At 67.5% G+C, this 22,564-nt stretch carries 19 protein-coding genes; 14 read left to right on the top strand and 5 right to left on the bottom strand.

Features of this window, described 5'->3' with window-relative positions; translation table 11 throughout:
- Positions 1-23: 23 nt before the first annotated feature.
- The 13 genes from ACFFJ7_RS05045 to ACFFJ7_RS04985 all read left to right on the top strand — a co-directional run bounded on the left by ACFFJ7_RS05045 (position 24) and on the right by ACFFJ7_RS04985 (position 13,205).
- Positions 24-1,727 carry a class I adenylate-forming enzyme family protein gene (locus ACFFJ7_RS05045; protein ID WP_377590945.1) on the top strand — a complete coding sequence of 568 codons (1,704 nt, stop codon included), beginning with the start codon at positions 24-26 and terminating at the stop codon, positions 1,725-1,727.
- 1 nt (position 1,728) lies between these two features.
- Entirely contained in the window at positions 1,729-2,493 is a 765-nt protein-coding gene (locus ACFFJ7_RS05040) for an enoyl-CoA hydratase/isomerase family protein (RefSeq protein WP_377590944.1), read from the top strand.
- Position 2,494: 1 nt separating this feature from the next.
- Entirely contained in the window at positions 2,495-3,238 is a 744-nt protein-coding gene (locus tag ACFFJ7_RS05035) for an SDR family NAD(P)-dependent oxidoreductase (RefSeq protein ID WP_377590943.1), read from the top strand.
- 9 nt (positions 3,239-3,247) lie between these two features.
- Complete coding sequence (locus ACFFJ7_RS05030) at positions 3,248-4,414, top strand: acyl-CoA dehydrogenase family protein (protein WP_377590942.1); 1,167 nt, start codon at positions 3,248-3,250, stop codon at positions 4,412-4,414.
- A 9-nt stretch (positions 4,415-4,423) separates the two neighbouring features.
- Positions 4,424-5,299 carry a 3-hydroxyacyl-CoA dehydrogenase family protein gene (locus ACFFJ7_RS05025; RefSeq protein WP_377590941.1) on the top strand — a complete coding sequence of 292 codons (876 nt, stop codon included), beginning with the start codon at positions 4,424-4,426 and terminating at the stop codon, positions 5,297-5,299.
- Between the two features lie 4 nt (positions 5,300-5,303).
- Positions 5,304-5,969, top strand: coding sequence for a 3-hydroxyacyl-CoA dehydrogenase family protein (locus ACFFJ7_RS05020; RefSeq protein WP_166947778.1), 666 nt, complete (start codon positions 5,304-5,306; stop codon positions 5,967-5,969).
- 2 nt (positions 5,970-5,971) lie between these two features.
- On the top strand, positions 5,972-7,087 hold the full coding sequence (locus ACFFJ7_RS05015; protein ID WP_377590940.1) for a CaiB/BaiF CoA transferase family protein: 1,116 nt from the start codon (positions 5,972-5,974) through the stop codon (positions 7,085-7,087).
- 11 nt (positions 7,088-7,098) lie between these two features.
- Entirely contained in the window at positions 7,099-8,100 is a 1,002-nt protein-coding gene (locus ACFFJ7_RS05010) for an NADPH:quinone oxidoreductase family protein (protein WP_377590939.1), read from the top strand.
- The gene (gene paaH / locus ACFFJ7_RS05005) at positions 8,097-9,641 is read left to right on the top strand and encodes a 3-hydroxyacyl-CoA dehydrogenase PaaH (RefSeq protein WP_377590938.1); all 1,545 of its coding nucleotides are present in this window, start codon (positions 8,097-8,099) and stop codon (positions 9,639-9,641) included. The genes ACFFJ7_RS05010 and paaH overlap by 4 nt, the downstream gene beginning before the upstream one ends.
- 177 nt (positions 9,642-9,818) lie before the next feature.
- Positions 9,819-10,610, top strand: a complete 792-nt coding sequence (locus ACFFJ7_RS05000; protein ID WP_377590937.1) for an ABC transporter ATP-binding protein — start codon at positions 9,819-9,821, stop codon at positions 10,608-10,610.
- Positions 10,603-11,322, top strand: a complete 720-nt coding sequence (locus ACFFJ7_RS04995) for an ABC transporter ATP-binding protein (protein WP_166947770.1) — start codon at positions 10,603-10,605, stop codon at positions 11,320-11,322. Before ACFFJ7_RS05000 ends, ACFFJ7_RS04995 begins: the two co-directional genes overlap by 8 nt.
- A 12-nt stretch (positions 11,323-11,334) precedes the next feature.
- Complete coding sequence (locus ACFFJ7_RS04990) at positions 11,335-12,219, top strand: branched-chain amino acid ABC transporter permease (protein ID WP_166947768.1); 885 nt, start codon at positions 11,335-11,337, stop codon at positions 12,217-12,219.
- Positions 12,216-13,205: a branched-chain amino acid ABC transporter permease gene (locus ACFFJ7_RS04985; protein WP_166947766.1), complete on the top strand. Its 990-nt coding sequence runs from the start codon at positions 12,216-12,218 to the stop codon at positions 13,203-13,205. The genes ACFFJ7_RS04990 and ACFFJ7_RS04985 overlap by 4 nt, the downstream gene beginning before the upstream one ends.
- Before the next feature lie 151 nt (positions 13,206-13,356).
- Here ACFFJ7_RS04985 and ACFFJ7_RS04980 read toward each other — a convergent pair whose 3' ends face one another.
- From ACFFJ7_RS04980 to ACFFJ7_RS04965, 4 genes are all read right to left on the bottom strand, one after another.
- The gene (locus ACFFJ7_RS04980; protein WP_377590936.1) at positions 13,357-15,330 is read right to left on the bottom strand and encodes an AMP-binding protein; all 1,974 of its coding nucleotides are present in this window, start codon (positions 15,328-15,330) and stop codon (positions 13,357-13,359) included.
- An 80-nt stretch (positions 15,331-15,410) separates the two neighbouring features.
- A complete protein-coding gene (locus ACFFJ7_RS04975; RefSeq protein WP_377590935.1) occupies positions 15,411-16,343 on the bottom strand; it encodes a MaoC family dehydratase in 933 nt (310 codons plus the stop codon).
- A 72-nt stretch (positions 16,344-16,415) separates the two neighbouring features.
- Positions 16,416-18,110 (bottom strand): class I adenylate-forming enzyme family protein, encoded by a 1,695-nt coding sequence (locus tag ACFFJ7_RS04970; protein ID WP_377590934.1) that lies wholly within the window; start codon positions 18,108-18,110, stop codon positions 16,416-16,418.
- Positions 18,111-18,186: 76 nt separating this feature from the next.
- Positions 18,187-19,395 carry an ABC transporter substrate-binding protein gene (locus tag ACFFJ7_RS04965; protein WP_377590933.1) on the bottom strand — a complete coding sequence of 403 codons (1,209 nt, stop codon included), beginning with the start codon at positions 19,393-19,395 and terminating at the stop codon, positions 18,187-18,189.
- A 1,035-nt stretch (positions 19,396-20,430) separates the two neighbouring features.
- Between ACFFJ7_RS04965 and ypfJ the strand changes: the two genes are divergently transcribed.
- On the top strand, positions 20,431-21,318 hold the full coding sequence (gene ypfJ, locus ACFFJ7_RS04960; protein ID WP_166947756.1) for a KPN_02809 family neutral zinc metallopeptidase: 888 nt from the start codon (positions 20,431-20,433) through the stop codon (positions 21,316-21,318).
- Between the two features lie 25 nt (positions 21,319-21,343).
- Here the strand turns inward: ypfJ and ACFFJ7_RS04955 are convergent, their stop codons facing one another.
- Positions 21,344-22,549 (bottom strand): FAD-dependent monooxygenase, encoded by a 1,206-nt coding sequence (locus ACFFJ7_RS04955; protein ID WP_377590932.1) that lies wholly within the window; start codon positions 22,547-22,549, stop codon positions 21,344-21,346.
- Positions 22,550-22,564: the final 15 nt, after the last annotated feature.

Raw genomic sequence — 22,564 nt, 5'->3', positions numbered from 1 at the left:
CACGAAGCGAGAGCCGATGTCCGATGCAGTCAACTCTGCTAACCCTTCACGATCCGGCTACGGCGCGTGCCTATTACGAGGCGCGGCAGTGGCGCGATGACACTCTCTACGGCCTCGCGGCCGCTCATGCCGCCTCGCGTCCCGATCTCTACGCCCTGCGCGACGCCACGCGCCGCCTGACCTGGGCGGAGCTGTTGCGCTGGGCCGACGCGACGGCGGCCGACCTGCTGGCCACCGGGCTGCGCGCCGGGGATCGGGTCGGCGTGTGGCTGCCCAATCGCGTGGAGGCCACGGTGGCCTTCCTGGCCTGTTCGCGTGCCGGGTTCGTCTGCGTGCCTTCGCTGCACCAGAACCACACGGTGGGCGAAATCGTCACGCTGATGGAGCGCTGCGCGGCTGCTGCCCTCGTCGCCCAGCCGGGTTACGGGGCGGATGCCGACCGGCATGACATCTTCATCGCGGCGCTCCACCTGCCGGCCATGCGCCGCGTCTATACGGTGGAGGCGCGGCCGGGGCTGTCCGGCAGGGTGGCGGCGTTCCCGCCCGCCGATGCGCCGGCGGCATTGCCGCCGCCTGTCGCCAATCCGGACAAGATCACATACCTCGCCTTTACCTCGGGCACCACGGGCGCCCCGAAGGGGGTTATGCACTCCGACAACACGCTGCTGGCCAATGGACGCGCCATGGTGGCGGACTGGCATCTGGGGCCGGATACGGTGATCTATTCACTCAGTCCGCTCAGCCATCACATCGGCACCGTGGCCCTTGAGCAGACGCTCGTCGCCGGTTGCGAACTGGTGCTGAACGACGCCGCGAAGGGCGTGAGCCCGGTCGACCGCATCGTCGAGACCGACGCGACCTACGTGATGGGCGTCCCCACGCATGCGATCGACATACTGGGCGAGATGGAACGGCGCGGACTCGCCTCCCTGGGCGCCGTCAAGACCTTCTACATGGCTGGGGCCGCCATTCCGATGCAAGTGGCGCGCCGTTTCCTCGCCTATCGCATCACGCCGCAGAACATTTACGGCATGACCGAGAACGGCTCCCACCAGTACACGATGCCCGACGATGACGTCGAGACCATGGTCCGCACCTGCGGCAAGGCCTGCGCGGCCTACGAAGTGAGGATCTGGCGGCCCGACGCGCCGGACATCGAGGCGGAGCCGGGCGAGGTGGGCGAGATCGGCGGGCGGGGCGCATGCCTGATGCTCGGCTATTTCGGCAATCAGGCCATCACCGAGCGCTCCTTCAACGCGCACGGGTGGTTCATGTCCGGCGATCTGGGAAGGCTCGATCCGAACGGCAACCTGGAAATCGTCGGCCGCTCCAAGGATCTCATCATCCGCGGCGGCCATAACATCCACCCCTCCCGGATCGAGGATCTCGCCATCCGCCATCCGTCTGTCTTCAAGGTGGCGGCCTTTCCGGTGCGCGACGACCGGCTGGGGGAAAAAGTGTGCCTGGCCGTCATCCCCTGCGAGGGAGCGGACGTCACCGCCGAGGAGATGCTGGCCCATCTCTTCGAGACCGGCCTGTCGAAATACGACATGCCCGAATACTTCCTCGTGCTCGATGCCTTCCCGCTGACCGCCAGCGGCAAGGTCCTGAAGCGCGAGATGGTGGAACAGGTGCGCGCCCGTCAGATCGAGCCGACGCCTGTCCGCTTCAAACCCGCCACCAAGCCCGTCGCGGCCACCGATCCCCTCACGACAAAGGGAAGCTGACATGGTGAAACTCTTGCGCGAGGGCGCTCTCGCCCTCCTTACACTCGACAGGCCCGAGGCGCTGAACGCGCTTTCCTTCGCCGTCATCCGCGACATCGGCGCGGCCATCGACGAGGCGGCGGGGTGGGACATCCGCGCCCTCATCCTGACCGGCACCGGGGAAAAAGCCTTCTGTGCCGGCGCGGACATCAAGGAACTCGTCGGCCGCTCCCTCATGGACGAACGCGCGGGGTCGGAACTCGGCCAGCGCGTGTTCGCGAAACTCGACAGTTTCAAGGTCCCCTCCATCGCCGCCATCAATGGCTATGCCTTCGGCGGCGGGCTGGAACTGGCGATGGCCTGCACCTTCCGCGTCGCATCGTCCAAGGCGCGGGTTGGCCTGCCGGAGATCAAGCTCGGCCTCATTCCCGGCTATGGCGGCACGCAGCGCCTGCCGCGCCTCGTCGGTGAGGCGCGAGCCGCAGAGATCGCCCTCACCGGCCGCACCATCGACGCCGAGGAGGCGCTCGCGATAGGGCTCGTCAACCGGCTGGCCGACGGCGACGTGGTCGAAGCCGCCAAGGCGTTCGCCGCCGAGTTCACGGGTTACGGCCTGCCCGCGCTCGCCCTTGCGCGGGCCGCGGTGCGGCGCGCGCTCGACGTGCCGCTCGACGAGGGGCTGCGCGTCGAGGCGGATCTTTCCACGCTTGCCTACCGCACGGAAGACGCCGCCGAGGGTCTCACCGCCTTCATCGAGAAGCGCAAGCCGCAATTCCGGGACAAGTGAAATGACGAGCCGAAACATCTTCCTCACCGGCGCGAGCCGCGGCATCGGGGCCGTGGTGGCGATCGAGCTGGCGCGGCGCGGCCATACCGTCGGCTGCTTCTCGCGCCGGGGCAGCGGCCCGGAGCACGCAGACGTGCCCGAAGCGCTGAAGGCGCGGCTGGTGCCCCTGAAGGGCGACGTGCTGGATGCGGAATCGGTGGCAGCGGCGTTGGCGGCCTTCGCTGCGGCCGCCGGATCCGTCGACGGCATCGTCAATAACGCCGGCGTGCACATCGCCCGTCCGTCCGACAGCCAGCCCCTGGCGGAGTTCGGGGAGGTTATGACCACCAACACCACGGCCACGTTCAGCGTGTGCCAGCAGGCTTACCCCCACCTCGTCGCGGCGGGCGGCGGGCTCGTCGTCAACATGGGTTCCTTGTTCGACAAGCTGGGCGTGCGTCACAACGCAGCCTATTGCGCCTCCAAGGCGGCGGTCGCCGCGCTCGGGCGCTGCCTGGCCGTGGAGTGGGCGGCCATGGGCATCCGCGTGCTCACGGTGGCGCCGGGCTATATCGAGACCGATCTCAACAAGGACTATCTGGCTTCGGAGAAGGTACGCACCTTGCTCGCGTCCCGCATTCCCACGGGCGGTCCGGCCGGCCCCGGGCAGGTGGCGCGGCTGATCGCCAGCCTCTTCGAGGAGGACATTCCCTTCCTGACCGGCGAGACCATCTATCTCGATGGCGGTCAGGGTATGGCGCACTGAGGACATCCCATGACTGTCATGACACGCCTCGACGGCCAGCTCGGCCTGTCCGAAGACGAGGCCATCCTTCTGGAAAGCGTGCGTCAGCTCGCCCGCGAGGAGATCGCCCCGCGCGCCGCGCATCACGATGAGACCGGAGAGTTCCCCTGGGAAAACGTCAGGAGCATCAACGCGCTCGGCCTGAACGCCATGTTCGTTCCGCAGGCCTATGGCGGCGCGGGCCTGAGCTATCTCGCCTATCTGGCCTGCGTGAAGGAAATCACGGCCGCCTGCGCGTCCACGGGCATCATCTGGGCGACGAATTTCCACGCCATGAAGCCTGTCATCGACTTCGGCTCCGAGGAACAGAAGCAGCGCTTTCTGCCAGCCGTCGCCGAGGGCGCGCTCGCGTCGCTGGTGATCACCGAGCCGGATGCCGGCTCGGATGCGACCGGCATGCGCACCAAGTTCACGCCCGACGGCGACGACATCGTCGTGGACGGCTTCAAGACCTTCATCACCAATGGCGACGTGGCCGATTTCTATGTCGTCTTCGGCAAGTGGTCGCAGGCCGAGGACCCGAAAGCGGCCATCTCCTGCCTCGTGCTGGAGAAGGGTACGCCGGGCCTGAGCGTGGAGCGGCTGGAAGACAAGATGGGGCACCGCGCCTCGTCGACGGCGTCTCTCGCCTTCGACGGCTGCCGCGTGCCCGGCGCCAATCTGCTGCGGGGGCCGGGTGAGGGGCTGAAGCTGCTGCTCGCCTCGCTCAACAAGTCGCGCCCGTCCATCGGCGCGCACGCCCTCGGCATCGCCCGCGCCGCCTTCGACGAGGCGACCGCCTACATCAACGGCCGCAAGCAATCCGGCCGCAAGATCATCGAGTTTCAGGGCATCCAGTTCCTGCTCGCCGACCTCGCCAGTGAGCTTGTGCTCTGCGAGGCCTGGCTGACGCATGTCGGCCGGCTGGTGGATGCCGGTGTCAACGATATCGGCATCGAGGCTTCCATCCTGAAAATGCGCGCGAGCGATCTCGCGATGCGGATGGCCACCGAGGCGGTCCAGCTCCACGGCGGCTATGGCTACGTCAAGGAGTACCGGGTCGAGCGGCTGATGCGCGACGCCAAGATCACGCAGATCTGGGAAGGCACGAACCAGATCCATCGCCAGCTCATTGGCCGCAGCTTCATTGAACGGTGAGAAAGACAGATGAGCGAACAGATCACAATCGGAGTTGCCGGCTCCGGCACCATGGGGACGGGAATAGCGATCGTCGCGGCGCGCGGCGGCTTCCCCACCATTATCTACGACGTCGATCCCGCGCGCGTCGAGGCGTCAATCGGGCAGATGAGTGCCTTCTTCGCCAAGTCGGTGCAGCGCGGCAAGCTCACGCAGGAACAGGTGGACGAAATCATGGGCCGGGTGTCCGGCACGAGCGATATCGCCGCCATGGCCCCTTGCGGCCTGGTTATTGAGGCCATCTTCGAGGAACTGGAGGTGAAGGGCGGGCTCTTCTCCGATCTCGACAAGGTATGCGGACCGCAGGCGCTGTTCGCCTCCAACACCTCCACCCTCTCGATCACCGAGATCGCCGCGCGGTCCGGGCGCGACGACCGCTTCGTCGGCATGCATTTCTGCCTGCCGGCCCAGCTGATGAAGCTGGTGGAGATGTCGCCCGGGATCAATACGTCGGATGAAAGCTTCGCGCGGGCGTGGCAGATCTGCGAGCAGATGGGCCAGCGGCCCGTGAAGACGCAGGACGCGCCCGGCTTCATCCTTAATTACTTCCTCGTCCCTTTCAACAACGACGCCATCCGGCTCGTCGAGGAGGGCGTGGCGGAGCCGGCGGAGATCGACAAGGCCATCAAGGGCGCGCTGGGCTACGCCATGGGGCCGATGGAGCTGCTTGATCTCATCGGACTCGATACGCAGGTACTGCTGTGCGAGGCGCTGCACGGGGTGACCCATGAGCCGCGCGCGGCCTGCCCGCCGCTGCTGCGCCGCATGGTCGCCGCCCGCCGCCTCGGCCGCAAGACGAGGCGCGGCTTCCTCTCCTACGAGACCGCCGCCATCTTCGGAGCCTGATCGCATGTCCAATCCCCATTCGCATTGCGTGATACTGAACGGCGAGAGCCGATCCTTTCCCGAGTCCCATCCGCTGCTCGACGCCACGGTGGCCGATGGCGACATTCTCGTCCTCGCCGGTGCAGACGCCGGCGAGAGTTTCGCCGGCCTTGCCGACACGGCACGCTACAGCGTGGTCCTGATCGAGCTTGGTAGCGAGTGCCTTGGCGTGCATACCGGCGAGAGCCGGGGCGAGGAAGGCAGCAACGTGCTCGGCTTCGCCCGCTTCCGCCTCGGGGATGCGAAGCCGTCCGATCTGGTGGAGATCGTGCGCCAGCCGCAGACCGCGCAGACGGCCGTGGAGGCCGCGCGGGCGCTGTTCGAGGCGCATGGGCTGAAAACGGCTGTCTGCGGCGATTTTCCGGGCCGCATCGTCGACCGGCTGGTGCGGCCCTACTACAACGCCGCCCTCAACCGGCTCGACGCGAAGCTGGCCACGGCCGCCGATATGGACCTGACGCTGAAGCTGGGCCTCGGCTATCCGGAGGGCCCCGTCGAGCTTCTGGAACGTACAGGGCTTGCCGCCCATCACGACACGACGAAGGTGCTTCACGATGCGCTCGGCGACCCGGCATATGCCCCGGCCCGCCGCGCGCAGGTGGCCAAAGCCCGCCAGCTCAAAGGGAGGTGATCATGCGTCCACTGGAAGGTCTTCTCGTTCTCGATTTCTCTACCCTGCTGCCCGGCCCGCTGGCCAGCCTCGTCCTGGCCGAGGCGGGTGCGCGCGTTGTGAAGATCGAGCGCCCCGGACGGGGCGACGAAATGCGCAGCTACGAGCCCAAGCTGGGCGAGGACAGCGTGAATTTCGCGATGCTCAACCGGGGCAAGCAGTCCATCGCCATCGATCTGAAGGCTGCGGGTGCGGTGGACGAACTGATCCCGCTCATCCGCCGTGCGGACGTGCTGATCGAGCAGTTCCGCCCCGGTGTCATGGAGCGGCTCGGCCTCGGCTACGACACCGTGCGCCATCTGAACTCGAAGCTGGTTTACTGCTCCATCACCGGCTGGGGCCAGAACGGGCCGAAGGCGCAAACCGCGGCCCACGATCTGAACTACGTCGCCGAGACCGGCATGCTCGGGCTCACGGCCGGCGCGGACGGCGCGCCGGTTTTGCCGCCGGTGCTGGCGGCGGACATCGCCGGCGGCGCGCTGCCGGGCGTCGTGAACATCTTGCTGGCCCTGCGCCAGCGCGACATCACCGGGTTCGGCAGCTACCTCGACATCGCCATGGGCGACAACCTGTTCACGTTCCTCTACTGGGGGCTGGGGGCGGGCTTCGCCGGCGCGGGCTGGCCGCGTCCTAGCGCCGACCTGGTGACGGGCGGGTCGCCCCGCTACCAGATCTATCGCACGGCCGATGGCCGCTATCTGGCCGCCGCGCCCATCGAGGACAAGTTCTGGGAGAACTTTACCCGCATTATCGGGCTGCCGGACGCCCTGCGCGACGCTGGCGCGCCGGCCGACCAGGTGCGGGCGGCGGTGGCCGAGCGCATCGCGGGCAAGACGGCGGCCGAATGGCAGGCCCTTATGGCCGGGCAGGACGTGTGCTGCTCCATCGTGGCGACGCTGGAAGAGGCGGTGGCCGATCCGCACGTGGCCGCCCGCCGCCTGTTCGACCACACGCTGATGGCAGGAGGCAGGGAGCTGCCGGCGGTGCCGGTGCCGATCGCCCCCGTTTTCCGTGCCGCACCCACGCGCGGCTCGGCCCCGGGGCTGGGCGAGACCACCGATCCCCTCCTGTCCATCTGAAAGGATTCGATATGCGCAGTTACCGCGTCTGGGAGCACGGCGCTCCCTCTTCAATGCAGGTCGATCTCCTCCCCGACCTCGTCCCCGCGCCGCGGGAAATGATCGTGGATGTGAAGGCGGTCGGGATCAACTTTCCCGATACGCTGGTGGTCTCCGGCAAGTACCAGGTCCTGCCGCCGCGCCCGTTCACGCCCGGCAAGGACCTCGCCGGGGTCGTGCGCGCCGTGGGAGCGGGGGTGGAAGGCTTCTCGCCGGGCGACCGCATCATGGCACAGGTGGAACACGGCGCTTTCGCCGAGCAGGCGAGCGTCCCTCCCTCCCAGGCATTCCTGTTGCCGGACGGCCTGTCCTTCGAGGCCGCGGCCGCCATGGGCCTCGTGTACCAGACCGCCTATTTCGCGCTGGTTGAGCGCGGCCAGTACAAGCGCGGCGAGACCGTGCTGGTGGGCGGCGCCGCGGGCGGCGTGGGCCTTGCGGCGGTGCAGATCGCCAAGGGACTGGGCGCGCGGGTGCTGGCCGGCGTGCGTTCGGCCGCGGAAGAGGCGGTCGTGCGCGAGGCCGGCGCGGATGCGGTCATCGATCTGTCCGTCGCGGATCTGCGCGACAACCTGCGGGCGCAGGTTCACGCGGCCACCGACGGCCATGGCGCCGACGTGGTGCTCGACCCGCTCGGCGCGGATTTCTTCGCGGCCGCCTTGCGGGCTGCGGCCTGGTGCGGGCGCCTCGTGGTGATCGGTTTCGCCGCGGGAGATATCCCGACGGTTAAAGTCAACTATCTGCTTGTCAAGAACATCTCGGTGAGCGGCCTCCAGTGGAGCGACTATCGGGACCGCACGCCCGAACTGGTGCTGAAGGTGCAGCAGGAGCTGTTCGATCTCTGGCGCGCCGGCGCGGTGAAGCCGCGCATCATGCGCGTGTTCCCGTTCGAGGAGCTGCCCGAGGCGCTGGAACTCGTCGCGCAGGGCAAGGTCCAGGGCAAGGCCGTGGTCTCCATCGGCGGGGGCGCGGCATGACGGCGCTGCCACGTTCCGCGCCTGTCGCCGTCGTCGGGGCGGGGGCCATGGGCGCCGGCATCGCGCAGGTGGCGGCGCAGGCGGGCCACCCCGTGACGCTGTTCGACGCCGCGCCCGGCGCCGCCGGGAAAGCGCGGGAAGGCATCCTCGCCAATGTCGCGCGGCAGGTGGAGAAGGGCCGCTTGCCCGAGGGCGCGCGTGAGGATATCGCCGCCCGCCTGGAGGTCGCGCCGGCGCTCGAAGCGCTGGGCGGCGCGGCGCTCGTGGTGGAGGCCATCGTCGAGAGGCTGGAGGTGAAGCGCCAGCTTTTCGCCGGGCTGGAGGAGATCGTCGCGCCGGATGCCATTCTCGCATCCAACACCTCCTCTCTCTCCATCACCGCCATTGCAGCCGGGCTGAAGCATCCGGAGCGCGTGGCAGGGCTGCACTTCTTCAATCCGGCGCCCGTGATGGCGCTGGTCGAGGTGGTCGCCGGCCTCGCCTCCGACCGCCGGGTGCTCGACACGCTCAGCGAAACGGCGCGGGAATGGGGCAAGCAGCCCGTGCTGGCGAAGTCCACTCCGGGTTTCATCGTCAACCGCGTCGCGCGTCCATTCTACGCGGAGGGCCTGCGGCTGCTGGAGGAGGGCGCCGCCGACGCGGCCACGATCGACGCCGTCGTCCGGGAGGCGGGGGGCTTCCGCATGGGGCCGTTCGAGCTGATGGATCTCATCGGCCACGACGTGAATTTCGCCGTCACCCGGTCCGTGTTCGAGGCCTATTTCCATGATCCGCGCTACCGCCCGTCCCTGACGCAGCAGGAGCTGGTGGCCGCAGGATGGTATGGACGCAAGTCCGGCCGAGGCTTCTACGATCATGCGCCCGGCGCCGTCCGCCCCGTGCCGGCGACGCTGCCAGCGTATCCGGCGCCGCGGGTCGCCGCGGTGGAGGGCGACCTCGGCCCGGCCGAGCCGCTGGTGGCGCTCCTGGAGCGGGCGGGCATCGCCGTCTCTCGCCGCGCGGGGGCGGGCGTTATCCGGCTGGATGGCGCCAGCCTCGCGCTGAGCGACGGGCGCACGGCCACCGCGCGGGCCGCTGGCGGGGAGCTTGAAGACCTCGTGCTGTTCGACCTCGCGCTGGACTACGGCACCGCCTCGCGGATCGCCGTCGCGGCTGCCTGCCAGGCGCGGCCGGAGGCGCTGGCACAGGCGGCGGGGTTGTTCCAGGCGCTGGGGAAGGCGGTCTCGGCGGTGCGCGACGTGCCCGGCCTCATCGTGGCGCGCACCGTGGCCATGCTGGCCAACGAGGCCGGCGAGGCCGTGCTGACGGGGGTGGCGACGCCGGCCGATATCGATCGCGCGATGACCTTCGGCGTGAACTATCCGCGTGGCCCCTTGGCTTGGGGGCAGGACGTGGGGCCGGCCCGCATCCTCCGCGTTCTGGAGAACCTGCAGGCGACCTATGGCGAGGATCGCTACCGTCCGTCGGCGCTGCTGCGCCACCGCGTGGCGGCCGGGCAGAGCCTGCGCACCGGGATGGAGGCGGAGGCCCTCAGCCTCTGAGGCGGGCTTGCACGCGAGGCGGAGGGCCGGGCGATCGTCGCCGCGCATATGGCGGGCGCGGATCGGCTTGAAGAGACGGGGGCGTCACACTCCCTGCACCATAGCGCCTCGGCGCGGGGGATAGCGACAACCAAAAGGCGGAAATGACCCGCAAACAATAAATCCAGGGAGGATCACATGCAACAGCATGCGCCGCGCCCATCCGGGCCCACCGGGGACGGCGACAACATCATCGAGACCCGGGGCCTCACCAAGGAATTTCTCGGATTCGTCGCCGTCCGGGATGTCAATCTGAAGGTAAGGCGCCATACGATCCATGCCCTGATCGGTCCGAACGGAGCGGGGAAGACGACCGTTTTCAACCTGCTCACCAAGTTCCTGAGACCTACGTCCGGCTCGATCCATTTCAATGGCGTCGACGTCACGCGGACCGCGCCCGCCGACATGGCGGGCCAGGGCATGGTGCGATCGTTCCAGATCTCGTCCGTTTTCTCGCACCTCACGGTGCTGGAAAACGTGCGTGTCGCGCTGCAGCGGCCGCTGGGTATATCGTTCCATTTCTGGAAGCCGCGCAGGACGCTGCATCCCCTGCACGAGCGGGCGGACGAGCTGATCGAGTGGGTCGGGCTGACGCCCTACCGCGACGTCAACGCCGGCGAGCTTTCCTACGGGCGCAAGCGCGCGCTGGAGTTTGCGACGACCCTGGCGCTCGAACCGGAAATGCTCCTGCTGGACGAGCCGATGGCCGGGCTCGGGCACGAGGACATCCACCGCATTTCCTCGCTCATCAAGCGCGTGGCGGCCAACCGCACGGTGCTGATGGTGGAGCACAATCTCTCCGTCGTGGCGGACCTGTCGGACACCATTACCGTGCTCACCCGCGGCAGCGTGCTGGCCGAGGGGGACTACGCCGCCGTGTCCACGAACCCGTCCGTGCGCGAGGCCTATATCGGAGGCGTCCATGCTTGATGTCTCGAAACCCGTCCGGCTCAAGGTCGAGGGCCTCAACGCCTATTACGGCGAAAGCCACGTGCTGCACGGCATGAACATCGAGGTGGGGCGCGGAGAACTCGTCACGCTTCTCGGCCATAACGGCGCGGGCAAGACATCGACGCTGCGCGCCATCATGGGCCTCATCCGGCGCAACGGCTCCATCCGCTTCGACGGTGACGAACTGGCGCGCATGCCCGCCAACCGCATCGCGCGGCGCGGGATCGGCTACGTGCCCGAGGAGCGCGGCATCTTTGCCAGTCTCGACACGACCGAGAACCTGCTGCTGCCGCCCGTCGTCAAGGACGGCGGCATGAGCATCGCGGAAATCCACACGCTGTTTCCCAATCTGAAAGAGCGGGCCCGCAGCCCCGGAACCAAGCTCTCGGGCGGCGAACAGCAGATGCTGGCCATGGCGCGCATCCTGCGCACGGGGGCCGATTTCCTGCTGCTGGACGAAGTCACGGAAGGTCTCGCACCGGTCATCATCGAGCAGATCGGTGTGGTGATACGCCTGCTGAAGGAGCGGGGCTTCACCATTCTGCTGGTCGAACAGAATTTTCCCTTCGCCGCGACAGTCGCCGACCGCCACTACGTTGTGGAAAGCGGCCGGGTGGTGGACATGGTGCCCAATACGGCCCTGTCCAACCCGGACGAGGTGTCGCGCCTCCACTCGTACCTCGGCATCTAGGAGGCGGTTCTCATGGAAATACTCGGTATCTCCTCCCAGGCCCTGTTCGGCCAGGTGCTCATCGGGTTCATCAACGGCGCGTTCTATGCCATGCTGAGCCTTGGCCTCGCCGTCATCTTCGGTCTGCTCAACATCGTCAACTTCGCCCATGGCGCGCAATACATGCTGGGTGCCTTCGTCACCTGGATGCTGCTGAACTATCTGGGCATCAACTACTGGCTGGCGCTCGTTCTCGCGCCGGTCTGCGTCGGGCTGTTCGGCGCGATGCTCGAACGGACCATGCTCCAGCGGATCTACAAGCTGGATCACATCTACGGCCTGCTGCTCACCTTCGGCGTCGCCCTGTTGCTGGAGGGTGGCTTCCGGCAGCAGTTCGGCGTCTCCGGCATGCCCTATGCGATCCCCCGGGAGCTGCAGGGCGGGCAGAATCTGGGCTTCATGTTCCTGCCCAACTACCGCGCGTGGGTGATCGTGGCCTCCGTCGTTGTGTGCGCCTCGACGTGGTTCCTCATAGAGAAGACGCGCCTTGGCTCCTATCTGCGCGCCGCCACCGAGAATCCCAAGCTCGTGCAGGCGTTTGGCGTGAACGTGCCGATGATGATCACGCTCACCTACGCCTTCGGCGCGGGCCTCTCGGCGCTTGCGGGCGTGATGGCGGCGCCGATCTATCAGGTCAGCCCGGTCATGGGCTCGAACATCATCATCGTCGTCTTCGCGGTGGTGGTCATCGGCGGCATGGGCTCGATCTCCGGCGCCATCGTTTCCGGCTTCGCACTGGGGCTCATCGAGGGCCTTACCAAGGTGTTCTACCCAGAGGCCTCCAGTACCGTCATCTTCGTCGTCATGGCCATCGTCCTGCTCGTCAAGCCGGCAGGCCTGTTCGGGAGGACAGCATGAGCTTCGTTGTTTCAGAACGGAAAGCCGCCCCGAACCTCGGCTCCACGTCCTTGCGCGTCCTGGCGGTGGTGGCGGCCGGCGTGTTGCTTGCGGCCGCGCCATTCTTCGTCTATCCGATCTTTCTGATGAAGGCGCTATGCTTCGCGTTGTTCGCCTGCGCTTTCAACCTGCTGCTCGGATACGGCGGGTTGCTGTCCTTCGGGCATGCAGCCTACTTTGGGGCCGCCGCCTACGTCTGCGGCTATGCCGCCAAGACGCTCGGCCTCACGCCCGAACTGAGCATTCTCGCCGGCACGGCGGCTTCCGCCCTGCTCGGCGTCGGCTTCGGCTGGTTGGCGATCCGCCGTCAGGGCATCTATTTCTCGATGATCACCCTGGCGCTGGCCCAGATGGTCTTCTTCTTCTGCGTGCAAGCGCCCTTCACCGGCGGCGAGGACGGCATGCAGGCCATTCCGCGCGGTTATCTGTTCGGCATCATCGACCTGAACAACACGCTGGCCATGTACGTTTTCGTCGTCGCCGTGTTCCTCATCGGCTTCGGCATCATCTGGCGGACCGTGGATTCGCCCTTCGGGGAAGTGCTACGGGCGATCCGGGATAACGAGCCGCGCGCGATTTCGCTGGGATACAAGGCCAACCGCTACAAGCTGCTGGCCTTCGTCCTCTCGGCAGCTCTCGCGGGCCTTGCGGGTTCCACGAAGGCGCTCGTGTTCCAGCTGGCCTCGCTCACGGATGTGCATTGGGCCATGTCGGGTGAGGTGGTGCTCATGACGCTGATCGGCGGCATGGGGACCATCTTCGGCCCCGTCGTCGGCGCGGTGATCGTGGTGGCAATGCAGAACTATCTCGCCCATCTGGGATCGTGGGTCATGATGATCCAGGGCGCGACCTTCATTGCCTGCGTGCTGCTGTTCCGGGCCGGGATCGTGGGCACGATCATCCATTATCTCCGCGCGCGACGGGGTGGATCATCCGGTCAGGCCTGAAAAGATCCGGCCTGAAAAGAAAGGAAGAGGCGCGGTGCGCCTCTTCCAGGTTACTGCCTTCGGGAGATGCGTGGCAGATTCGGTGACGGACGTCAGCCGCGCCTGCCCCAACCGGAGCAGGCATCGACCGCCCGGGCCGGATTGCCCGGGCTTACGTTTCAGGTCGCGCGGTTGCGAGCTCGTCCACGGTCTCGGGATTGATGAGGGCCGTGACGTCGCCCGGCGGCTGCCCCGTCAGCACGGCGCGGATGACGCGGCGCATCACCTTGAGGTTGCGGGTGCGGGGCAGGTCGGTGACGAAGATCATGCGCTGCGGCTTGAACGGCCCTCCGAGCCCCGAGGTCACGGCCCGGGAGAGCAGGGCGGCGAGTTCCTCGTCCGCCACCACGCCTTCCGCCGGCACCACGGCGCACACCACGGCCGAACCCTTCACCGGATCCGGCACGCCCACGGCAGCGGCGTCCGTCACCTTGCCGGTGGAGAGCAGCAGCGCCTCGATCTCGGCCGGCCCGGTGCGCTTTCCCGCCAGCTTGATGGTGTCGTCCGAACGCCCGTGGATGAACCAGTAGCCGTCTCCGTCGCGCGACGCCCAGTCGCCGTGGGTCCACACGCCCTCGTGGCGGCTCCAGTAATTCTCGATATAACGTTCCTGATCCCGCCAAAGGCCGCGTGTGGTGCCGATGCAGGGCGCGCGCATGACGAGCTCGCCCACCTCGCCCGCCGGTGCGCTGGCGCCATCCTCCAGCGCGATGTCGGCGCCGGTACCCGGAATGGGGCCGAAAAAGCTTGTCGGCTTGATCGGGTAGAGGATGTTGGTGGCGAGAATGCCGCCCATCTCCGTGCCGCCCACGTTGTTCATCAGCGGCCCACGCCCCTTGAGAACGTGCTCCATCATCCACGCCCACGAGGCAAGGTCCCAGGGCTCCCCGGTCGATGCGATGGCGCGCAGGGTGGACAGGTCGTAGGCCTGTGCCTCCGCCGCTCCGTGGGATTTCATCAGCCGGGCGATAGTGGGGCTGATGCCGAGGAGTGTCAGCTTGTGGTCCTGCACCATTCGCCACAGCCGTCCGGGCTGCGGATAGTCAGGCCCGCCTTCGGCCAGCAGCAGCGTCGCGCCCGCCATGAGCGTGGCGACGATCTGGATGGGCCCCACGAGCCAGCCCATGTCGCTCATCCAGAGCCAGCGGTCCGCGGGTTTCAGGTCGAAGGCGAGCAGATAGTCCTCGCCGGTCTTTACCGCGAAGCCGCAATGCGTGTGCACCGTGCCTTTCGGCTTGCCGGTCGTGCCCGAGGTGTAGATGACCATCATCGGGTGCTCGGCATCGACGATGACCGGCGCTGCCGCCCCGCCCGGAACGGCCACTTCGTCCCACCACCTGTCGCGCCCGGCCAGCATCGGGGCGGTGCCGCCCGCCGGGAGGACCACGACGCGCCGGACCGTGGGCACGTCCGCGAGGGCGGCGTCGAGCGCGCTCTTCATGGCGACGGGCCTGCCCCTGCGCACGGTGGCCTCGGCGGCGATGACCGCCACCGCATCCGCATCCGACATGCGCGAGGCCAGCGCCGCGGCGCCGAAGCCGGAGAACAGCGGCAGCACGACGCCGCCGGCACGCACGATGGCCAGGAAGGCGACCACCGCCTCGGGAACCATGGGCATGAACAGGCCGACCACGTCGCCCGGCCGGATGCCGTCACGCACCAGACCCAGCGCCAGCGCGTCCGCCTGCCGCGCCAGCTCGGCATAGGTCAGGCTGCGGGTAGCGCCGTCCTCCGCTTCGTAAAGCAGAGCCGGGTGCCCGCCGCGCCCGGTGGCGAGATGGCGGTCGAGCAATGTCTCCGTCACGTTCATGCGCCCGCCGACGCACCAGCGCGCATGCGCTATGCCGCCAGAGAGATCGCGCACGGCCGTGAACGGCGTCTCGAAATGCACGTCGAGAAAGGCGATCAGCTTTTCCCAGAACCAGTCCGGCTCCGTGGCTACCCTGGCTTCGAGCGCCGGATAGTCCGGCAGACCGGCATAGGCAAGGAAGCGGGTCCAGTTGGCCTCACGCCTGTGGGCCTCGGTTGGATGCCATGTCGCCCGGGCCACGATATCCGCATCTTCGTTCGCGTCTGTATGGTGCATGGGTCTTCCCGCATGTTGTCGGGCGGATGACCGGCGGTGCCGCCCCCGCCCGATCTGAGTTATTAATTTTGAGCGAATTCTTATCGATCAGGTTCTTCCATCCGACAGGTTCTTCCATCCGATCGTAACGCGCTCGGGCTCGGGTGAAATTCCACGTCGCCGTCGTCGAGGACGAGCCGGTCTTCGCGTGCGACGAAGGCCCGGAAGCGGCCCTGTCCCGGCGCCGAGCGCCACATGTCGACGCGCAACGTGTCGCCGGGCAGGACAGGGGCGGTGAAGCGCACCCGCATGGCTTTCAATCGCGCCGGCTCATCCCCGCAGAAGAAGCGCAGCGCTGCGCGCCCGGCCATGCCGAAGGTGGACAAACCGTGCAGGATGGGCCGTTCGAACCCGGCCGCGCGTGCGGTTGCGGGGTCCACGTGCAGCGCGTTGTCGTCGCCGGACAAGCGATAGATGAGCGGGGCCTGCGGCGAGACGGGCAGAAGAAGGCTCCCGTCCGGCTCGTCTTCAGGAAAGGGCCGGGTAACGATCCGGGGAGGTGGCGGACCGCCAAACCCGCCTTCCCCCCGGCACAGCTCGGTGAGGCGCACGGTGGCAACCGGGGCGCCGGTCATCCCGTCCACGATGTCGCGCCGCGTATGCAGCAGCGCACCGCGGCCGACGCCGTCCCTCACGCCGCGGTCGTGGATTTCCTCGATCCGGGTACGTCCGATCACTGTGCCGGACGTGGCGAGCGGACGATGCAGGACGATTTCCTGATCGATGTGCAGCACCGTCTTCCAGTCCAGCCCGGTATCGGGCTCCTGCAGCCAGAAACCCGGATAGCCGAGCACCGCCGCCATGGTGGGCAGCGCCTTCAGCTCCCGCTCCCACGTGAAGGCCAGCGCGCCTCCGTCCTCCGGATCCATCCCCGCGCCAACGCCGAGCGCGTAGAGGATGCAATCCGTGGGTCCGTAGGTGTGGGCGATGTCCGGGAAGGGGCGCTGCTTCAGGGCAGCGTAGTTGATCGCCATGTGTCGCGCTCGCTGCTGTTCGAGAGGGCCGCCACGCGGCCGCAAGGCTGACGTCCTTCGTCCTTTTGGCTATCAGGCGCCGGTCGGGGGCGCCCGGTAGCGCACGGGGAGGGGGGCAAGCTCGCCGTTGCGGGCCTGTTCGGCCAGCACGCGCTTGAGGATCTTGCCGCTTGCGGTCAGGGGGAAGGATTCCACGGCGAGGAAGTATTCCGGCATGTCGTATTTTGACAGCCCCTCGCTGGCCAGGTGCGCCAGCATCGCCTCCACCTCGACCTCGCGCCCTTCCACCGGCAGCACGGCCAGGCACACCTTCTCGCCCAGGCGCTCGTCCGGCATCGGAAACGCGGCGGCCGTGGCGACGTCCGGATGGCGCAGGGCGAGGCTCTCGATCTCGACGGGATAGATATTGTGCCCGCCGCGGATGACGATATCGCGCGAGCGGCCGACGATCTCGATGTTGCCGGCCGCATCCATCCGCGCCAGATCGCCGGACATGAACCAGCCATGGCGGTTGAAGGATTTCTCGGTCGCCTCCTGGTTGGCGAAATAGCCGAGCATGAGGGAGGCGCCGCGCCCGCCAAGCTCGCCGATCTCGCCGGGCCCGGCCGGCGTGTCGCGGTCGTCCGCCCTCCAGAGTTTCAGCTCGTAACAGGGATTGGCCCGCCCGCAGCACTGACCGACCGTGCCTACCATCGTCTCGAAGCTGTCGTCCCGCAGCGTGGTGGTATGCGAGCCGTTCTCCGTCATGCCGTAGGTGTTCTGCGGTGTGATGCCGAAATCGAGGAAGCGGCGCGCGATCTCCGGGGCAATCGAGGCACCGGACATGTAGAACACCGCGACATCGCCGATCTTTCCCAGTCCGCGCGCCGCCGCATCCTGCTGGATGTCGATGGCGTGTGTCGGCACGCCCATCACGTAGGTCGCGCGCGTCTCGATAATACGGTCGAGGGCCTTCATGCCCCTGGCAAGATCGTTGGTGATATACTCCGAGCCGCTCACGATCGCCTGTTCGAACGCCACCATGGACAGATGATGGCTCAGCGGGCCGAGGCAGTAGAGAACGGTGTCGCCGCCGTGCCCCCAGTCCGCCACCATGGCGCGGCCGTTGGCGAGAAGCGTGTTGTCGGAATGCATGAGCGCCTTGGGCTGGCCCGTGGTGCCGGAAGTGAAGGCGATATAGACCACCTTGTCCGGATCGGTGTCCACCGGCGGCGGCTCCGCCCGCGTGTCGATGCCGGGGAAGGGCAGCGTTCCGTCGGGGCGGGCAGGCGCCGGCCCGTCCGCCGGGTCCAGCACGTAGGTGCGGCGGAGCGTGTCAAGCTCGCCCAGACGCCCGAAGATGTCGTTGAGCGCAGCATCCGCGCCATAACCGACCTGACCGAGAAACGCCCGCACGGAGCAGCGCTTCAGCAGCGTCAGCACCTCGCCCGCCGTGTGGTTCTGATGCAACGACAGGATGCAGACATAGCCGTTGCGCGAGCACGCAAGAAAGACGATCAGGTTTTCCACCCGGTTGGGCAGCCATACCGCCACGCGGTCTCCGGCGCCCAGGCCGGCGGCTGCAAGATCCGCGGCGACGCTGTCCACCCATTGCTTGAGCCGCGCCCAGGTGAGGCGGTGGCGGCGGTCCTGCAGGGCGAAGGCACCCGGCCGCTCTTCCGCGTGCTGCGCGAGGAGCATGTACAGGGTCTCGTCGCGCCACAGGCCTCGCTCGTAATGGCGCCGGGCTTTGGCGGGGGAATGCAGTGTCAGAAGGGGAGCGGTCATGCGCTATCTCCGAGCGTCTACCCATCTGCCGCCGGACGCGCCGGCGGCATTATCCGTTTCGCGCAGGCGGGAAGGTTCAGCCGCCCTTTTTCATCAGTTCGCAGGCGTCGTCGGAGCCGGCGGGCTTGGCAACGTCGGCGGGCACCTTCGCAACCAGCGTGTAATAGTCCCAGGGACCCTTCGACTCCTCGGGCGACTTGACCTTGAACAGGTAGAAGTCGCGGTTCACCCAGCCCGAGGCCCAGATCTGCGCATCCTTGGTCATGAAGTCGTTGACCGGGATTTCACGCATCTTGGCCGCGACGGTCGGGCCGTCCTTGCTGTCGGCCGCCGCGACGGCCTTCAGATAGTGCCTGGTGGCGCTGTAGATGCCGGCCTGGATCATGGTCGGCTTCGCGCCGTTGTGGCGTTGGGCGAAGCGCGCCGACCATTCGCGCGTCTCGTCGTCGAGATCCCAGTAGAAGCTCTCCGTCAGGAAGGTGCCCTGTGCTACCGGCAGACCGAGGCTGTGCACGTCCGTGATGAAGGCGAGCAGCGCCGCGACCCTTTGTCCGCCTTGCGCGATGCCGAATTCGCTGGCCTGCCGCAGAGAGCCGGTGAGGTCGTTGGCCGAATTCGCGAGGCCGATCACGCTGGCCTTGGAGGACTGCGCCTGGAGCAGGAACGAGGAGAAGTCGCCATTGGACACCGGGTGGCGGACGCGGCCGGTGACCTTGCCGCCGTTCGCCTCGATCACGGCCGTGGCGTCGCGCTCGATTGCGTGGCCGAAGGCGTAGTCGGAGGTGACAAAAAACCAGTCCTTGCCGCCGTCCCGCGTCACGGCGGCGGCGGTGCCGTTGGCCACGGCCTTGGTGTCGTAGACCCAGTGGAAACCGGTCGGCGAACAGGCCTTGCCGGTAAGGTCCGACGTGGCGGAAGTGGCGAAGATCACCACCTTGCCGCGCTGCCGGGCGATCTCCTGCACCGCGAGCCCGGCGGAGGAAAGCGGCACGTCGAGGATCAGGTCCACGCCCTCATTGTCGTACCAGCGTGTCGCGAGCGAGGAGGCCACGTCGGGCTTGCGTTGATGGTCCGCCGAAATCAGGACCACCTTGCGGCTGCCCGCCACGCCGCCCGCGTCCTCGACCGCCATCTGCGCGGCGAGAACGGAGCCGGCGCCGGCCATGTCACTGTCCGGTCCGGACAGGTCGGTCATGACGCCGATCTTAACTTCTTCCGCAGCCTGCGAAGCGCCCATGCCCAGCGCCATCTGCATGGCGAGGCCGGCGAGAGCCCATTTTCTCATGACGTTCCTCTCGATGTTTGTTGTCGATAGGGAGTGCCGTCTCCCCTTGTATTTTGTGAAGCATGTTCCGTGCCAGCCGGACATCTATTTGTAATTAAACGATTATTTTTAAGATGCTCTCCTGTGTGAATACGGAGAGGACATAATTGCGCGCAGCCATGTCGTTACTGAGGACAGTCGCGTCACCCCGGCGATCCCGAAGCCAACGAATACACCTGCCCGGGCGGCAAGATGCTGAAGAAACGCCGGCGCACGATGCGCCGGCCGCCCAACCGGGGTCTGCAAAGATTGTGCAGCCAGATACCATACGAATAAGTACGATGGCTCCGCCGGCTGGCGTTCGCTGATGCCCGTGGCGTCGTAACGGGATGGTCATCCGCTGCCGCTTGGCCAAGGCAGAAGCTTCTGCATCGTATATAAAGTTGTCGCGGTGCTGAGGCGCAGTCGATCCCGTCGTCCTGGGGGCGCAGGGCGGGCACTGAAACTGCCTGATGTAACTCCTCGGCAGTCGCAACTGCTTCGGAAGATGTATGGTGCCGAGTGTCAGACTTGAACTGACGACCTACCGCTTACCGTCCCACTTCGGCTTTCGCCGCCGCAATCGCTTTTGCCGCGCGAGCCCGTGCTCCCGCTTGCGTTCGTGGTCTGGACTATCCCTTCGCCATAGCCCCGCGAGGCCTTAGGCGCTGCCCGTCTAGTCTCTACACCTTCCCCGTCGTGAGGCTCAGGGGCTTGGCTCGGGATTGGCGTGGCCGGATCGGCGTTAGCGTTCCCCGAGTTTGGGCAGTTCTACTCCCGGAATTTCTCCCGGGGCACTCGTGATTCAAGGCGGTTGCTCTACCAACTGAGCTAACCCGGCATCCGGCCCATTCCAGACCGGCCCGCTTTCTGCCATGAATGGCGAAGGCGCGTCAAGTGTGGCCGCACGGGCCGGCGGGCGGGCGGTGCTGTCTTGTGGTTTGAACCCGTTTGCCGTTATGCACGTTATCCAGAGGAAATTCAGGCGGCGGAGCTGCGCCTGTCGGGGAGAGCACCATGCGTTGGGATGATTTTCGCCGTTCCGGCAACATCGAGGACAGGCGTGGCGGCGACGGGGGCTTCCGGCTGCCGACGGGCGGAGGCGGCGGCCTCGGCATCGGGGCGCTTGTGGTGCTCGGCCTCGTGGGCTGGGCGCTCGGCATAGATCCGCGCGTCCTGATCAGCGGCGCGGAAATGCTGACGGGCGGCAGCTCGGGATACGTCACCGAACAGCAGACCAAGCCCGGCACCCCTTCGGATAAGGACGGCCAGTTCGTGGCGGCCGTTCTCGGCAACACGGAGGATGTCTGGGGGAAAGTGCTGCCGCAGCAGACGCAAACGCCTTATCGCCAACCTGGCCTGGTGATGTACACGGGCGGCACGCGCTCCGGCTGTGGCTCGGCGCAGTCGGCCATGGGGCCGTTCTATTGCCCGCTGGACCAGAAGGTGTATCTCGACGTCGCTTTCTTCGAGGAGATGCGCAGCCGCTTCCGCGCCGGGGGAGACTTCGCCTATGCCTATGTGATCGCGCACGAGGTCGGCCATCACGTCCAGAATCTGCTCGGCATCCTGCCCAAGGTGCAGCGGGCGCAGCAGCAGGCGGGCTCGCAGGCCGAGGCGAACCGGCTGTCTGTGCGGGTGGAGCTGATGGCCGACTGCCTCGCCGGCGTGTGGGCCTATCACAGCAACACGGGTTGGAACGCGCTCGAACCCGGCGACATCGAGGCGGCGCTGAACGCCGCCTCCGCCATCGGCGACGACCGGCTGCAGCAGGCTTCCCAAGGCCGGGTGGTGCCCGATTCGTTCACCCACGGTTCCTCGGCGCAGCGGATGCGCTGGTTCACGCGCGGCTTCCAGAACGGCAAGATCGCCGCGTGCGACACGTTTGCCGCGCAGCAGCTCTGATATAGACCATTTCTACGCTTCGTTGTCAGTCCGGCTGCCAGCCGTACAGCCAGTCGTAGCGCCTGTTCAGCCCCTCGGCGCCGAAGTGGCGCAGAAGCAGGTCGCGGACCACCGCGATCGCGCCGGAGAAGTGGAAAGAGCGCCCGTTGCTGCGCGATTCCTCCATGACGCGGCGCACGCGCGGATAGCGCGCCTCCTCATAGGCCGCGAGCGCGGCGCGGGTATTGCCGGCGTGCACGGCGAGCGCCTCGCCGAGCACGGCCGCATCCTCGATCGCCATGGCGCCGCCTTGCGCCAGAAAGGGCAGCACGGGATGGGCGGCGTCACCCAACAGGGTGGCGTGGGGCGTGCTCCAGCGCACTGCGGGCAGCGCATCGTGAAGCGACCACAGCCGCCAGTTCTCGCCGCCCAGCAGCAGGGCGCGCAGGTCCCCGAGCGCGGGGGCGGGGATGGAAGCGAGGAAGGCCCCCAGCTTGCCGTGCTCCATGGGCAGTCCCCAGCCCTCGGCGGCAGATTGGCTGCGCACGATGACGACGAGGTTCCAGGCACCGCCGCCGGCGACGGGATAGTGCACCACATGCGCGTTCCGGCCGAGCCAGGCGACGACGTCGTGGGCGCGCAGACGCTCGGGAACGCTGTCACGCGGGATCACGCAGCGCCATGCCTCGAAGTTGCGGAAGCGCGGCGCGTCGCCGTCGCCGATGACGCTGCGCAGCTTCGACCGCACGCCGTCCGCGCCGATCAGCAACGGCGTGCGCAACGTTTGCGGCGTGCCGTTCCCCGTCTCGAAGTGGACTTCCGCGTGATCGTCGCGCTCCGCCATACCGGTGACGTGCTTGCCGACCAGCAGCCTGATGCCGGGTTCGGCACGCGCGGCATCGAGCAGCACGCCGTGCAGGTCTGCCCGCAGGATCACCCAGTAGGGCGCCCCGTGGCGGGTGCGAATCGCGGCGCCGAGCGGCATCGTGGCGAGCTGGCGGCCATCCCCGAGCCGTCTGATCGACAGTTGTTCGGGCGCGACCGCCCGTCGGCCGATGGCGGCGCCGAAGCCGAGGCTGACGAGCACGCGGCTGGCGTTCGGCGAAAGCTGGATGCCAGCGCCGGCTTCCACCAGCGCCGTCCGCTTCTCCAGCACGGTGACGGACATGCCCTGGCGTGCCAGTTGCAGCGCGGCGGTCAGCCCGCCGATGCCGGCGCCGGCGACGACGATTGGCTCCGATGATATGGACATGAGGCGTTCAGCGCC

Source organism: Pseudochelatococcus lubricantis (assembly GCF_042432495.1).
In the GTDB taxonomy this organism is placed as follows: Bacteria; Pseudomonadota; Alphaproteobacteria; order Rhizobiales; family Beijerinckiaceae; genus Pseudochelatococcus; species Pseudochelatococcus lubricantis.
This window is presented reverse-complemented; position numbering and strand designations above follow the sequence as displayed.

Coding starts and splice junctions, on each gene's coding strand:
- ypfJ (WP_166947756.1), top strand. CDS start 20,431: ATGCGTTGGGATGATTTTCGCCGTTCCGGCAACATCGAGGACAGGCGT.
- ACFFJ7_RS04995 (WP_166947770.1), top strand. CDS start 10,603: ATGCTTGATGTCTCGAAACCCGTCCGGCTCAAGGTCGAGGGCCTCAAC.
- ACFFJ7_RS05035 (WP_377590943.1), top strand. CDS start 2,495: ATGACGAGCCGAAACATCTTCCTCACCGGCGCGAGCCGCGGCATCGGG.
- ACFFJ7_RS05020 (WP_166947778.1), top strand. CDS start 5,304: ATGTCCAATCCCCATTCGCATTGCGTGATACTGAACGGCGAGAGCCGA.
- ACFFJ7_RS04980 (WP_377590936.1), bottom strand. CDS start 15,330: ATGCACCATACAGACGCGAACGAAGATGCGGATATCGTGGCCCGGGCG.
- ACFFJ7_RS05045 (WP_377590945.1), top strand. CDS start 24: ATGCAGTCAACTCTGCTAACCCTTCACGATCCGGCTACGGCGCGTGCC.
- paaH (WP_377590938.1), top strand. CDS start 8,097: ATGACGGCGCTGCCACGTTCCGCGCCTGTCGCCGTCGTCGGGGCGGGG.
- ACFFJ7_RS05040 (WP_377590944.1), top strand. CDS start 1,729: ATGGTGAAACTCTTGCGCGAGGGCGCTCTCGCCCTCCTTACACTCGAC.
- ACFFJ7_RS04975 (WP_377590935.1), bottom strand. CDS start 16,343: ATGGCGATCAACTACGCTGCCCTGAAGCAGCGCCCCTTCCCGGACATC.
- ACFFJ7_RS04965 (WP_377590933.1), bottom strand. CDS start 19,395: ATGAGAAAATGGGCTCTCGCCGGCCTCGCCATGCAGATGGCGCTGGGC.
- ACFFJ7_RS04970 (WP_377590934.1), bottom strand. CDS start 18,110: ATGACCGCTCCCCTTCTGACACTGCATTCCCCCGCCAAAGCCCGGCGC.
- ACFFJ7_RS04990 (WP_166947768.1), top strand. CDS start 11,335: ATGGAAATACTCGGTATCTCCTCCCAGGCCCTGTTCGGCCAGGTGCTC.
- ACFFJ7_RS04955 (WP_377590932.1), bottom strand. CDS start 22,549: ATGTCCATATCATCGGAGCCAATCGTCGTCGCCGGCGCCGGCATCGGC.
- ACFFJ7_RS05030 (WP_377590942.1), top strand. CDS start 3,248: ATGACTGTCATGACACGCCTCGACGGCCAGCTCGGCCTGTCCGAAGAC.
- ACFFJ7_RS04985 (WP_166947766.1), top strand. CDS start 12,216: ATGAGCTTCGTTGTTTCAGAACGGAAAGCCGCCCCGAACCTCGGCTCC.
- ACFFJ7_RS05025 (WP_377590941.1), top strand. CDS start 4,424: ATGAGCGAACAGATCACAATCGGAGTTGCCGGCTCCGGCACCATGGGG.
- ACFFJ7_RS05010 (WP_377590939.1), top strand. CDS start 7,099: ATGCGCAGTTACCGCGTCTGGGAGCACGGCGCTCCCTCTTCAATGCAG.
- ACFFJ7_RS05000 (WP_377590937.1), top strand. CDS start 9,819: ATGCAACAGCATGCGCCGCGCCCATCCGGGCCCACCGGGGACGGCGAC.
- ACFFJ7_RS05015 (WP_377590940.1), top strand. CDS start 5,972: ATGCGTCCACTGGAAGGTCTTCTCGTTCTCGATTTCTCTACCCTGCTG.